This is a genomic window from Caballeronia sp., assembly GCF_028292365.1.
In the GTDB taxonomy this organism is placed as follows: domain Bacteria; phylum Pseudomonadota; class Gammaproteobacteria; order Burkholderiales; family Burkholderiaceae; genus Caballeronia.
In genome coordinates this window covers 1-12,619 of record NZ_JAQGMM010000051.1, presented here as the reverse complement: position 1 = coordinate 12,619, position 12,619 = coordinate 1, and the positions used below count along the sequence as shown (strand labels likewise).

The following is a 12,619-nucleotide window of genomic DNA, read 5'->3' as shown; positions in this document are numbered from 1 at the left end:
TGTTCCCTCCCTGCAGTTTGCTACGGCAGGCTGCCTTGAAGGCAACTTAACAAGCCGACTCCCGTGACATCCTCCGACATTGACACTCCCGCCAGCCGCCTCGTGATCGATGCGGTGCGCGCGGCGTTTGCCGATGTACCGGCTTCTCCTCAATCCTCCATTGCCGTTGCGCTCAGTGGCGGTCTCGACTCGACCGCGCTGCTCGATGCCACGGTTCGATGCGTGGGGCCATCACGCGTGATGGCGCTGCATATTCATCACGGCCTGAGCCCGAACGCCGACGCCTGGGCCGCGCATTGTCACGCGTTCGCGCAAGCACTGGGCGTGAGGTTCGCGTCGCGTCAGGTCGACGTGGTACGTGAAGGCGGCGAGAGCCTGGAAGCGGCGGCGCGTGACGCACGTTATCGCGCGCTTGACGCGCTATGTGCCGAGCACGGAGCAAGCGCGCTTTGGCTCGCGCATCATGCCGACGATCAGGCCGAAACGGTGTTACTGCAATTGCTGCGCGGCGCGGGTGTGGCCGGCCTTGCCGCGATGGCGCCGCAACGCGCCGATGGCGCCTCAACGCCGCGCGTGCGGCCGTTATTGCATCTATTGCGAGCACAACTCGAGCACTACGCGCATGAGCGTGATCTGCGCTGGATCGACGACGAATCCAACGCCGATACCCGCTATGCCCGCAACGCGCTGCGTCATGACGTCCTCCCGGCGCTCGCCGTGCATTTCCCCGGTTTCCGCGATGCGCTTGCGCGGACCGCGTCGCATGCGGCATCGGCGCAAAGGTTGCTCGACGAACTCGCACGCATCGATATGGGATCGGCACAAGGTGATGAAGAAGGGGCGCTGGCTTTGTCGGCGGTACTCGCTCTCGACGATGAACGCGCGATCAACTTGCTGCGCTACTGGATGCGCTCGCTCGGACTGCAGGCCGCGTCGTCGGCGCGTATTAGCGAGGTGCTGCGGCAATTGCGCGACGCAGCGGTGTCCCGGGATGGCCACGCGTTGCGCATCGATCACGCCGGGTTTTGCTTGCGGGCGTATCGCGATGCAATCTTCTGGGAAAAGGGCGATAGCGCGGACCCCGCCGATCTCGACGATGGGGCAAATCCGGCGCGCATGGCGAGCGTGCTGAACTGGGATGGCGAAAGCATCTGGCGCCTGCCGCATTGGCGCGGGACGTTCGTGTTCAAACCTGTGGCCCAGGGCGACGAAGATGCAGTTTCCGAAACCACGCTACGCGCCGCGCCGCTTTGTGCGCGTTCGCGCGCGGGCGGCGAGCGCTTGCGCTTGAGTGCGGATGGACCTGGCCGGACCCTGAAAAACCTGTTTCAGGAGCGCGGCGTGCCGGGATGGAAACGCGATGTCCCGCTGGTGTTTCTTGGCGAGATTCTCTTGTTCGTGCCGTCCATTGGCGTCAATCGGGCATGCACCGAAGTCAGTGGTGAACGCGGCAGAGACAGCGAAACTGGATATAGGCGGATCGAGTGGCAGCCGGACCTTGTCGTAGCCTGAACGGCTGGCCGGTGCGCTCACGCGCTGTATGCGCAGCGCCTCTCTCGCGCGAAAACTTAATCTGCCCCGATTTTTTCGGTATTTCATGCGTGTGAGCAAATCCGGTCAACTTTTCTTGACACATGCCTGCTAGTGGCCCGCAAACCCGTCGAATCGCCCGTTCTGGCTTGTGTTTTAGGCCTCGATCAGGTACGTTTACCGGTTTCCCGCAACGCTTTTCAAGCAGCTTTTCCGTCCAGAAGACGCGTTTCTAGCCGCCAGAATTGCATTTTGCGCGCGAGTCAACCTTGCGCGTGCGGCCATCGCGCTTCGTCGTCACGCTTAAGTCGTCGATCGCACCGATCCAGGGTGTTGCTTGTGTTTCTTCAAGCCGGCTTCTGATGCAACACGTGAAATACCTGCAGTAGTGCAGTACGCGGCGCATCAAACGGCGCGCCAGCGCGGCTTTTCCTCCTGTTCAAAACGACAATGGCACTCATCGTACATAAATACGGCGGCACTTCGATGGGCTCGGTCGAGCGCATCAAGAACGTCGCCAAGCGCGTCGCGAAATGGCACAAGGCCGGCCACAAGATGGTCGTCGTCCCGTCGGCCATGTCCGGCGAAACGAACCGCCTGCTCGGCCTCGCGCGCGAAATCACCGCACATCCCGACCCCCGCGAACTCGACATGATCGCCTCCACCGGCGAGCAAGTCAGCGTCGGCCTGCTCGCGATTGCGTTGCAAGCGGAAGGGCTTGAAGCGGTCAGCTATGCCGGCTGGCAAGTGCCGATCAAGACCGACAGCGCGTTCACGAAAGCCCGCATCAGCGACATCGACGGCACGCGTGTGCAAGCCGATCTCGACGCAGGCAAGGTCGTGGTGGTGACGGGCTTCCAGGGCGTCGATCCCGACGGGCATATCGCGACGCTCGGACGCGGTGGTTCGGACACGTCGGCTGTCGCGATTGCGGCGGCGTTGAAAGCGGACGAATGCCTGATCTACACGGACGTCGACGGTGTTTACACGACGGATCCGCGCGTGGTTGAAGAAGCGCGCCGGCTGGATCGCGTGACGTTCGAAGAAATGCTGGAAATGGCGAGCCTCGGGTCGAAGGTGCTGCAGATCCGTTCGGTGGAATTCGCCGGCAAATATCAGGTGAAGACGCGCGTGTTGTCGAGCCTGACGGACCCGTTGATTCCGCTCGAAACCGAAATGCGCTCGGGCACCCTGATTACTTTTGAAGAAGACGAGACCATGGAAAAAGCTGTTATCTCGGGCATCGCATTTCAGCGCGACGAAGCGCGTATTGCCGTGATGGGCGTGCCCGACAAGCCGGGTATTGCGTACCAGATCCTCGGACCGGTGGCCGATGCAAATATCGACATCGACATGATCATCCAGAACACGAGCGTGGACGGCAAGACCGACTTCACGTTCACCGTTGGCCGCGGCGATTACGCGCATGCCATGGAGATCCTGACGAGCCAGGTGAAGGACCACGTGAAGGCCGAACAAGTGCGCGGGGACCCGAAGGTGTCGAAGGTGTCGGTGGTCGGCGTGGGCATGCGCTCGCATGTGGGTATCGCGAGCACGATGTTCCGCACGCTGGCGGAAGAGGGCATCAATATCCAGATGATCTCGACGTCGGAGATCAAGATTTCGGTGCTGATCGACGAAAAATATACCGAGCTCGCCGTGCGCGCGCTGCATAAGGTGTTTGAGCTCGACCGCGGTTGAAGCAAAGCGGGGAAGCGACGCGGGTGTGACAGCGTGCGGTGTGTTTTTGGGCTGTAGTCGAAATAAGCTGCCGAATAACAAACAAGCTGCAAACTGTTATTCGATGCAATTCGCGAGATGAAAAATTTTGTCTCACGAAATTGACCCGCGGCGGCTAACCCGCTATCATCTTGGCTTCGTCGCGCTGACTCCCGCGTGACAAAAAGTGCAGGAGACGTGGCCGAGAGGTTGAAGGTACTCCCCTGCTAAGGGAGCATCTGGGCTAAAACCTGGATCGAGGGTTCGAATCCCTCCGTCTCCGCCAGAAGAATGCAAAGCCCCGTAGGTCTAACGACTTACGGGGTTTTTGTTTTTTGGGGCGCGGTCCGGTTGGCCAATGAAGCAGAAGTACGTGGTCACACCTCACCGCCTGAACGCCGACGCCGTCGCTTCATCCGCTGGGAAGAACAACTCGATCGCGAGTTCCGACAACGTGATATCAATTGGCGTACCGAATATCATCGTTGTGCTAATGAACGACAGCTGTCCCGCAGCCGTGCTCAACACGAATGGAATCACGATAGAAGGTTCCCCCGCGTCATCCTGACCCGATCTCCCCGCGTAACTCTTCAACTCATCGCGCAATGCGCCCAACTGCGGATCAGCCGTGAGTGCGATCTGGCGCTCCAGCCGTTCCAGCAAATGCGCGCGCCATTGCCCGAGATTCACAATCTTCGACGCCAGCCCGCGCGGATGCAGACTCAATCGCAATACATTCACGGGCGGCTCAAGCAAAGACGGATCAGCATCGGCGATAAGCGCAGCCACCGCACCATTCGCCGACACCAGATTCCAATGCCGGTCGATAGCCAACGCCGGATACGGCTCATGCCCCTTCAAGATCTGCTCGACTGCGGTGCGCGCGGGCTGCATCGACTGATCCGTGAGTGAGCGTTCCCGGAACACCGGTGCGAAGCCTGCCGCGGTCAGCAACTCGTTACGCTCACGCAGCGGCACCTCAAGATACTCGGCCAGCCGCAGCACCATCGCGCGGCTAGGTGCTGCGCGTCCCGTTTCGATAAAACTCAGATGCCGACTCGAAATCTCCGCCTCGCTGGCCAGAAAAAGCTGGCTCATGCGCCGTCGTTCGCGCCAGTGCTTGATCATTGGGCCAATCCCAACAGTCCCCACAGCCGTTGCAGTCAGTGTGTTCATGGTCATACCTTATCAAACCGCCGCATGTCGCTCCATTACCTGTCAGGTAATCGACGCACGACGCGCTCGTCCGGATTATTGCTCCCAGGCCGCGCTAATCCAGTGCCGCCATAGCCTCGAAGACTATCGAAGGAGAGAATCATGACTGAGCATGACGTTCTGGTGGGCCGTTATATTGATACATGGAACGAGACGGATTCGTCGCGCCGCGGCGCTCTCGCAGAGCTGGTTTTGCTCGACGGCGCTCATTACACCGACCCGATGATGAGCAGCACCGGCCCGAAAGCGTTCACCGAGATGATCGGCGCGTTTCGGGCGCAGATGCCTGGGTTGACGTTCGAGCGTGTCGGCAGGATCGATGCAACGGGCGCGATGGTCCGCTTCAGTTGGCGTTTGATCGATGCCACTGGCCGGCAACTGGCTAGTGGGACGGACGTTGGCGAATTTTCCATCGATGGACGGTTCGCCGGCATTACCGGCTTCCTCGATAGCACCCTGATGGGCCCGGCATGGTGCGTGGAGAAGTACGCCGCCTTCTGGGCCGCGCCGGACTTCAACCGGCCGAGCGATGAACTGGCGGCGGATATCGAGGGATATTGGCCGGGATTGCACGCACCGTTGAAAGGCGTGGAAGCCTATGTGCGGCCGCTGCATGAACTGGTGCGCCGCGTTCCGGATTTCAGGCTGGAAGTCGCCGACCACGCGACTCGCGGCGATACCGTCTTCATCCGATGGATTGCGACAGGAACGCATGGCGATGTGCCGCTGCGCTTCGAAGGGGTGGACTGCGTGCGTCACAGTAACGGTCAAGTCTATGAAAACCGGATCTACTGCGATCATCCGTTGATTCAGGAGTTGAACCGCTAGCGGAATCGGCAACCTGGTTTCTCTTTGATCGAGCAGGGCGCTTCTCTTGGACGACATGCCGGGCGCGAGCGAAGCGCCTGGGTGCGCTCAGACTTCGTCGTCGTCCAGGTCGTCGGCGCTTTGCGGGTCTGTTTGTCCCGTTGCACCGCGTATCGCCCGACGTTTGCGCTGTACATGGTAGGCAGTCAGCACCGCATGCACGACCATGTCCAGCGCCGGTTTCGCGTTACCTTGCTTGTCAGTCCAGGTTTTCGGCGTGAGTGCGCCGGCGAGCGATACGCTGTCGCCGTCATCGAGCGCCTGGAGCGCGTCCTTGACGATGTCGTCGAAGGCGATCACGTTCACGAACAGACTTTCGCCATCGCCTGCCGAGGCGCGAACCCGGCATGTCACGAAGTGCGTGCCGTGCTGACCCGTACGCACTTGCGCCGTGCCGTAGAGACGTCCAGAAACCAGGCCGTCGATCATGGTGTGCCTCTCCAAAATTCACCGATTGTCTCACTCGTGAGCAGACGTTTCGCGGCTTTCGCGGCTGCATGGATCAGGTGGGATTTATATCGGGTTTGCGTGGCGGCCGTAGTGGTCGCATCAAGCGTTCAACCTGTTCGTGCTGTCTCGCGCGCTCACCGCGCGTCCGTGCATCTGTGCGCATCTACTTCCGCTTGGCTTCGTCGAGACACGCCGCCAGCTTCTCGAAATAGTCGAGCGCAAGGCGCGTGGGCACGACCGTCTTGGAGCGCAGATCCGTACTCGATTCATCTACCGAGACGAGTCCTTCCCGTCTGAGCCGCGCGAGTTTGCGGTGCACCGTCGCCGGCGCGCCTGCAACCGATAACGCCATCGTCTCGGTCACGGTCAGCGTACGCCCCGCGTGCCAGGCCGCTGTTAGCGCCTCGAGCAGCCGTTCTTCGGCGGCGTCGAGTTTGGGAACGGACGGCAATGCCTGCACCGCCTGAGCAAGATTCAGGAAGCGAAAATAGGTATCCACAAGGTGTTTTTTTGGCATGGCAGTGGACTCGAAATCCATCTGTGAATCATAGCATCGCGAGTAAACTGCTTCCCAAACTCTTATCAGTTTGATAATTAAATGTTACGATTCATGAAAGAGGGTGTGTATCGACGCAGGAAATTGACACGCGCCTAGACCTGAGAGAGATTTAAAAAAACGAGCGCGTTGCCCTGCGGCTGGAAGCGGGGCAACGTAGCCGATCGAACAAACTAAAAGGTTCCAAACGCGCATCGCAAGGCGGTAAGAGCGATGCGTTTCAGCACGCAATACGCGCACGATTTAAAAAAAACGCACGTACCTGCCGCACTTATCCGGTCTACGTGGCGGCTTCATCATTCTCCGCGTAGCTGCCGGAAACAGCCGGACCGACCGACGCCGTCACTCCGTGTTCCTAACGTGGGCGCGATGCACGATGCATCGACGCATGCATGCGCGTAACAAACCAAAGACCCAGCTTGAGCGTGTAGATAATCACCAGCGTACCGGTCAGATCCCCGATGAACATCACGATAAAACGTTCGCCGATCTTGACGGTATCGCCGCTCAATGCACACCACGCTTGCTGCATTGCCGGGCCCGCGAGCGAATAGAGCAGGATCAGGATTAACAGGCGTCCGGCCGTGAGATTCGCAAGTGACGTATTGAGTCCGAGTTTGCGCGTGGCGAAGAGATACACGAGATACGGCGCGAGCGCCGAGATAATGCCGCCGAACGCCGCGCGAACCGGATCGTTCGGGAAATAATAAAAGAAACAACTGATCCACGATGCGATGAGAATCCCGATCGCACCCAGCGCGCCGAATAACAACGTGCACAGCAGGCGTATGCCTGCAGGCAGGTAGATCCAGTTGACGCCGCGTACGAACTCCGAATGCCTGAAAATCCATTCGTTCGCGAACAACATCAGCAGGAAGACAAGCGTGGTGCCGCAGACCACGGCGAGGCAATGTCGGATATGCATGGTTACATCAGAAGCCCTAGCGTGATTGCACGCAAGCCAGGCGGAACGCAAACACTGAACCGTCGCCCGGCACGTTGCAAAGGTCAGTCGAGCTAAGGTGATTAATGAACGATAGAACGATAACTGCTTTACCAGTTCGATTCTATCAGCGCACCTCTTACCCCTCGCGGCGCGTGCCCATTCCAGCGTGCGCGTCGCCTTGAGAAGGCCTGCTCGGCTAAAGAAATGTTGTGTCACACCCTGTTGGCAGTCGTAATTCGGAGTTACCAACTTGAAACATTTAGACCGGGGCGTTCCGCTAAGATTTACTCAACGAACCTACTCCGTTGAGGTGCACTCCAAATGAACAACAAACTGAAGACTTCTATTTTTGCCGGCGCGATTGCAATCGGGGCGCTCGGAATGTCCGGCGCGGCGATGGCCCAAGTGCGTGTTGGAATTAATGTCGGCGTGCCCGCGCCAGTGTACATTGCGCCGCAGCCGGTCTATGCACCGCCGCCGCCTCCTGTCGTCTATGCACCGCCCCCGCCGGTGTATGCTGCCGCTCCGGTCGTGGTAATCGGTTGGCATGGTGATCGTTATTGGGACGGCCGCCGTTACTGGAATCGTGACGACTGGTACCGCTATCACGGTCACGGCGGTCATTACGATCATCGCGGTTGGCACTAAGGCTGGCACTCACTAATACCGGCTGCAATACAGCGCCCGTCAGGAAGCTGGCCCGAAAGGCCATCCGGCGAAAGCCGGGTGGCCTTTGTCTTTCCAGCACCACCTGCTTTTCATCCAATGGCCTCGCTGATTCACCGTTTTTCATGATGTAACAAAGAGTAAGCTTTCAGCAGACGATACCCCTGCGCCGAAGAACAACTTACAAAGTTGAAATACCGGATTGAAGGCGATCCGCTATATTCGCTTCCACCTGAACAATGACGGCTAGAGGCGCGCCTTTACATGAACAAGTTAAAAAGCATCCGGATCCTGACTGGCGTTGCTGGTCTGTGCCTCGCTACCCTATCCGGCATCGCCCACGCTCAAGTGCGGCTGGGGATCAACATCGGGGTTCCTGCTCCGGTCTACGTGGCGCCGCAGCCTTATTACGCGCCGCCGCCGCCGCCGGTCGTCTATCAACCCGCTCCTGTCTATGTGCAGCCAGGTATCGTGATTGGCTGGTATGGGAATCGTTATTACGATGGTCGCCGCTATTGGGGCCGTGACGAGTGGTATCGGCACAATGGCGGCCGTTATGGTCACGGCGGTCCGGGATACGGCGGCCACGGTGGTGGAAACTATAACCACGGTGGAAATTACAACCATGGCGGAAACAACAACCACGGCGGAAACGGCGGCCACAACGGCCATCGCAACTAAAGCACCCCGGTCAGACGCATTAAAAAAGCCGTCCCGCGGAAGCGGGACGGCTTTTGAACTTTATATAGGCGGCTAAAAAAGCGGATGCCTTGATAGAGCCACTACGAATTACTCGGACACTGCCTGCGCAGCCATCCCGCCGACTACCGCGTTAAAGCCGCTATCGACGTGAATGATCTCGGCGCTCACGCCGCCCGCCAGATCCGACAACAGGAACGCGGCCACATTGCCGACCTGATCGATGGTCACATTGCGGCGCATCGGCGCGTTGTTTTCGACGAACTCGAGAATTTTGCCAAAACCCTTGATACCGCTTGCTGCCAGCGTCTTGATCGGACCCGCCGAGATGCCGTTCACGCGCACGCCCTTATCGCCAAGCGACACCGCCAGATACCGCACGCTCGCTTCAAGCGATGCCTTCGCCAGTCCCATCGTGTTGTAGTTCGGGATTGCACGCTCGGCGCCCAGATAGCTCAGTGTGAGTAACGAGGCATCGGGGGAGAGCATGGATTGCGCCGCTTTGGCGAGTGCCGGGAAGCTGTACGCAGAAATATCGTGAGCGATGCGGAAGTTCTCGCGCGTCATGCCATCGAGGAAATTTCCAGCGATTGCTTCGCGCGGCGCAAAGCCGATGGAATGCACGAGACCGTCGAGCGTGTCCCAGCGTTCTTTCAGCGAGACGAAGAGGGCATCGATTTCCTCGTCGCTACCCACGTCGCACGGAAAGACGAGATCGCTGCCAAATTCGGTCGCAAATTCGGTAATGCGATCCTTGAAGCGGTCCCCGACATAGGTGAACGCGAGTTCGGCGCCTTCACGCTTGCAAGCCGCCGCAATGCCATAGGCGATCGAGCGGTTCGACAACAAGCCCGTTAGCAGAATCCGTTTTCCAGCGAGAAATCCCATGAATGCTCCTTAAGAAGTCGATATCGCACGTGCGCCGGACTGAGCGCGCGCAAGCTTTGCGCACGTCGTTACAATGCCCGGGACAGTGGTTTTAGTAGAATTCTCTCACATCGCCTCATGTCGTTTAATGCTCGTAGCGCTTGGGGCCGTCGCGAGCAAGCCTGAAGCGGGCTCTGAACGGCGGGCTGTTTTTCCGATCATCGTTTCACTGGTACTTATAAAGGCACTCATGGCGACTGGCTCCCGACGGGTCCTCGGTCTTCTGTCTGGCAGCTTGCTGATCGGTTTCGGCGGGCTCGCGGTTCCGAAAGCGGCATTCGCCGTATATGCCATCGCGCAGTATGGCGAGCCGAAATATCTCGCCGACTTCAAGCACTTCGACTACGTCAATCCGAATGCACCACGCGGCGGCACGCTGGTTCTGGCGAACCCGAACCGGCTCACGAGCTTCGATAAATTCAACCCGTTCACGCAGCGCGGCAACCCGGCGCCCGGGCTCGGCTATATGTTCGAGAGCTTGACAACGGGCAGTTTGGACGAGGTCTCGACGGCTTATGGTCTTCTCGCCGACGACATCAGCATCGCGCCCGACGGTCTCTCCGTCACGTTCCACGTCAACCCCAAGGCGCGGTTTTCGAATGGCGATCCGGTCACCGCCGAAGACGTCAAATATTCGTTCGACACACTGAAAAGCCCGCAGGCCGCCCCGCAATATGCGGTGTATTTCGGCCAGATTTCCCGCGCGGTCGTTCTCGATCCGCTCACTATTCGCTTCGACTTCAAGGTGCGCACGCGGGAGATGCCGTTTATCGCAGGCGCGATTCCGGTGTTCTCGCACAAGTGGGGCATGAAGCCCGACGGCAGCCACATTCCCTTCGATCAACTCGCGTTTCAGAAGCCGATAGCAAGCGGTCCGTATCTCATCGAACAATACGACAATGGCCGTACGCTCACGTTAAAGCGCGATCCGGCGTATTGGGGCAATGCGTTGCCGGTGCGGGTGGGGTCGTTTAACTTCGAACGCATTACCTACAAGCTCTATTCGGATGGCGTCGCTCGGCTCGAAGCGTTCAAGGCTGGCGAATATGACGCGCTGGTCGAATACATTGCGCGCAACTGGGTGCGTCGCGACATCGGAAAACGCTTTGACAACGGTGAGCTGATCAAGCGCGAATTCCGCAATCACAACGGCACGGGCATGCAGGGCTTTTTCCTCAACCTGCGCCGACCGATTTTCCAGGATGTGCGTGTGCGTCAGGCGCTCGATCTCGCGTTCGACTTCCAGTGGCTGAACCGGCAACTGTTTTTCAGCCAGTACACGCGCACCGATAGTTTTTTCGCGAATACCGATCTGCAAGCAACGGGCAAACCGAGCGCGGGCGAACTCGCGATCCTCTCCCCGTTACGCGCACAACTCGATCCCACCGTATTCGGCGACATGGTGAAGCAGCCGGACACCGATCCGCCCGGTTCACTGCGCGCGAACCTGATCAAGGCGCGCCAGCTGCTTGCCGATGCGGGCTGGACATATAGAAACGGTGCGTTGCGCAACGCGAAGGGGCAGCCGTTCGTATTCGAAATTCTCGACGACTCGGGCGGCGGATCGTCGATGGAACCCGTGGTCGCCACGTACCAGCGCAACTTGCAGAAGCTCGGGATTGTCGCGAATTTCCGCACGGTGGACTTCGCGCTGATTCAGAAGCGGCTCGACGCCTTCGACTTCGACGTGACCACCCTGCGCATGCCAGATGTGCAGATTCCGGGCACGGAACAGGAGACACGTTTTGGCAGCAAGTCGGCGGATCAGCAGGGCTCGGATAACATCAACGGGCTGAAGTCGCCGGCCGTGGACTCGATCGTGCATACCTTGCTCGGCGCGCAGACACGCGAACAACTGCTCGATGCCACCCACGCGCTCGACCGGGTCCTGATGCATGGCTACTATGTGATCCCGCAATGGTATTCGGCTACGCACAGGGTGGCGTATCGAAACACGCTCGCGTATCCGTCGACCTTGCCGCTGTATTACACCGCCGAGGACTGGATCACATCGACATGGTGGTTCAAACCGCCTGGCGCCGTGCCTGCCTCTCCGCCGGCCACTGCCGGCGCAAAGTAGTAAACCCACGCACTCAATTACTCAAGCGGACCGCGCCCATGTGGAGCTACATCCTAAAACGCATCTTGCTGATGATCCCGACCTTGCTCGGCGTCCTCACGCTCACGTTCGCCGTGATCCAGTTCGTGCCGGGCGGACCGGTGGAGCAAGCCGTGCACGAATTGCGGCGCGGCGAGCAAGGCGCGAGCTTCGGTATGCGCCAGCATACGGGCGTGGATGCGCAGCAGGTCGCACAACTTCGCGCGCTCTACGGCTTCGATAAACCGCCGCTCGAACGCTACGGGCTGATGCTCGGACGCTTCGCCCGTTTCGATCTCGGCGACAGCTATTTTCGCCATCAAAGCGTGTGGTCGCTGATTGTGTCGAAGCTGCCGGTGTCGATCAGCATTGGCGTATGGACGTTCTTTTTGACTTACTTGATATCGGTGCCGCTCGGGATCGCGAAGGCGGTGCGCAACGGTTCCACCTTCGATTTCACGACCAGTTTGCTTGTGCTTGTCGGCTTCGCCATTCCTGGTTTCGTGCTCGGCGTGCTACTCCTCGTGCTGTTCGGCGGAGGCTCGTTCTGGCAGCTATTTCCGTTGCGCAACCTTACGTCGGACAACTGGGCAACATTGAGCCTCGGCGGCAAGATAGCTGACTATTTGTGGCATATCACGTTGCCCATCATTGCGTCGGTGGTCGGCAGTTTCGCGGTCGTCACCATGCTGACCAAGAACGCGTTCCTCGATGAAATTCGGAAACAATACGTACTGACAGCCAGGGCCAAGGGTTTATCGGAGCGAAGGGTGCTGTGGAAGCACGTGTTCCGCAACGCATTGTTGCCGCTGATCGTGGGCTTTCCGGGCGCGTTTATCGGGGCGTTCTTCACGGGCAGCTTGCTGATCGAAACACTTTTTTCACTCGATGGCCTCGGCCTGCTTTCCTACGAGTCCGTCGTGCGGCGCGATTATCCGGTCGTGCT

The 12,619-nt window shown here is 59.2% G+C and carries 12 protein-coding genes and 1 tRNA gene; 8 read left to right on the top strand and 5 right to left on the bottom strand.

All coding sequences use genetic code 11. The annotated features are described in order from the left end of the window. The first annotated feature begins 63 nt into the window (after positions 1 to 63). From tilS to JWR14_RS03020, 3 genes are all read left to right on the top strand, one after another. Positions 64 to 1,512 (top strand): tRNA lysidine(34) synthetase TilS, encoded by a 1,449-nt coding sequence (gene tilS, locus JWR14_RS03030; RefSeq protein ID WP_299701078.1) that lies wholly within the window; start codon positions 64 to 66, stop codon positions 1,510 to 1,512. A gap of 468 nt (positions 1,513 to 1,980) precedes the next feature. After that, complete coding sequence (locus JWR14_RS03025; RefSeq protein ID WP_299701075.1) at positions 1,981 to 3,231, top strand: aspartate kinase; 1,251 nt, start codon at positions 1,981 to 1,983, stop codon at positions 3,229 to 3,231. Positions 3,232 to 3,441: 210 nt separating this feature from the next. Continuing rightward, positions 3,442 to 3,535: transfer RNA gene (locus tag JWR14_RS03020), tRNA-Ser, on the top strand. Between the two features lie 98 nt (positions 3,536 to 3,633). Here JWR14_RS03020 and JWR14_RS03015 read toward each other — a convergent pair. Continuing rightward, positions 3,634 to 4,431 (bottom strand): helix-turn-helix transcriptional regulator, encoded by a 798-nt coding sequence (locus tag JWR14_RS03015; RefSeq protein WP_299701072.1) that lies wholly within the window; start codon positions 4,429 to 4,431, stop codon positions 3,634 to 3,636. A 135-nt stretch (positions 4,432 to 4,566) separates the two neighbouring features. Here JWR14_RS03015 and JWR14_RS03010 point away from each other — a divergent pair, with 135 nt between their 5' ends. Next, positions 4,567 to 5,292, top strand: coding sequence for a nuclear transport factor 2 family protein (locus JWR14_RS03010; protein ID WP_299701069.1), 726 nt, complete (start codon positions 4,567 to 4,569; stop codon positions 5,290 to 5,292). A gap of 87 nt (positions 5,293 to 5,379) precedes the next feature. Here JWR14_RS03010 and JWR14_RS03005 read toward each other — a convergent pair whose 3' ends face one another. The 3 genes from JWR14_RS03005 to JWR14_RS02995 form a co-directional block, all read right to left on the bottom strand. Beyond that, positions 5,380 to 5,760 carry a single-stranded DNA-binding protein gene (locus JWR14_RS03005; RefSeq protein ID WP_299701066.1) on the bottom strand — a complete coding sequence of 127 codons (381 nt, stop codon included), beginning with the start codon at positions 5,758 to 5,760 and terminating at the stop codon, positions 5,380 to 5,382. Positions 5,761 to 5,944: 184 nt separating this feature from the next. Next, positions 5,945 to 6,298: a winged helix-turn-helix domain-containing protein gene (locus tag JWR14_RS03000; RefSeq protein ID WP_299701063.1), complete on the bottom strand. Its 354-nt coding sequence runs from the start codon at positions 6,296 to 6,298 to the stop codon at positions 5,945 to 5,947. 394 nt (positions 6,299 to 6,692) lie between these two features. Continuing rightward, on the bottom strand, positions 6,693 to 7,262 hold the full coding sequence (locus tag JWR14_RS02995) for a hypothetical protein (RefSeq protein ID WP_299701060.1): 570 nt from the start codon (positions 7,260 to 7,262) through the stop codon (positions 6,693 to 6,695). A 342-nt stretch (positions 7,263 to 7,604) separates the two neighbouring features. On the opposite strand from JWR14_RS02995, the gene JWR14_RS02990 reads away from it, so the two are divergent. Continuing rightward, on the top strand, positions 7,605 to 7,931 hold the full coding sequence (locus JWR14_RS02990) for a hypothetical protein (protein WP_299701057.1): 327 nt from the start codon (positions 7,605 to 7,607) through the stop codon (positions 7,929 to 7,931). 282 nt (positions 7,932 to 8,213) lie between these two features. Further along, on the top strand, positions 8,214 to 8,630 hold the full coding sequence (locus JWR14_RS02985; protein WP_299701055.1) for a hypothetical protein: 417 nt from the start codon (positions 8,214 to 8,216) through the stop codon (positions 8,628 to 8,630). A gap of 108 nt (positions 8,631 to 8,738) precedes the next feature. Here JWR14_RS02985 and fabI read toward each other — a convergent pair whose 3' ends face one another. Continuing rightward, positions 8,739 to 9,536 (bottom strand): enoyl-ACP reductase FabI, encoded by a 798-nt coding sequence (gene fabI, locus JWR14_RS02980; RefSeq protein WP_299701052.1) that lies wholly within the window; start codon positions 9,534 to 9,536, stop codon positions 8,739 to 8,741. 229 nt (positions 9,537 to 9,765) lie between these two features. On the opposite strand from fabI, the gene JWR14_RS02975 reads away from it, so the two are divergent. Further along, positions 9,766 to 11,655: an extracellular solute-binding protein gene (locus JWR14_RS02975; protein WP_299701049.1), complete on the top strand. Its 1,890-nt coding sequence runs from the start codon at positions 9,766 to 9,768 to the stop codon at positions 11,653 to 11,655. A gap of 38 nt (positions 11,656 to 11,693) precedes the next feature. Further along, a partial coding sequence (locus tag JWR14_RS02970) for an ABC transporter permease subunit (RefSeq protein WP_299701046.1) occupies positions 11,694 to 12,619 on the top strand: 926 nt, incomplete at its 3' end.

Coding starts and splice junctions, on each gene's coding strand:
- fabI (WP_299701052.1), bottom strand. CDS start 9,536: ATGGGATTTCTCGCTGGAAAACGGATTCTGCTAACGGGCTTGTTGTCG.
- JWR14_RS03025 (WP_299701075.1), top strand. CDS start 1,981: ATGGCACTCATCGTACATAAATACGGCGGCACTTCGATGGGCTCGGTC.
- JWR14_RS02985 (WP_299701055.1), top strand. CDS start 8,214: ATGAACAAGTTAAAAAGCATCCGGATCCTGACTGGCGTTGCTGGTCTG.
- JWR14_RS03015 (WP_299701072.1), bottom strand. CDS start 4,431: ATGACCATGAACACACTGACTGCAACGGCTGTGGGGACTGTTGGGATT.
- JWR14_RS03010 (WP_299701069.1), top strand. CDS start 4,567: ATGACTGAGCATGACGTTCTGGTGGGCCGTTATATTGATACATGGAAC.
- JWR14_RS03000 (WP_299701063.1), bottom strand. CDS start 6,298: ATGCCAAAAAAACACCTTGTGGATACCTATTTTCGCTTCCTGAATCTT.
- JWR14_RS03005 (WP_299701066.1), bottom strand. CDS start 5,760: ATGATCGACGGCCTGGTTTCTGGACGTCTCTACGGCACGGCGCAAGTG.
- JWR14_RS02975 (WP_299701049.1), top strand. CDS start 9,766: ATGGCGACTGGCTCCCGACGGGTCCTCGGTCTTCTGTCTGGCAGCTTG.
- JWR14_RS02995 (WP_299701060.1), bottom strand. CDS start 7,262: ATGCATATCCGACATTGCCTCGCCGTGGTCTGCGGCACCACGCTTGTC.
- JWR14_RS02990 (WP_299701057.1), top strand. CDS start 7,605: ATGAACAACAAACTGAAGACTTCTATTTTTGCCGGCGCGATTGCAATC.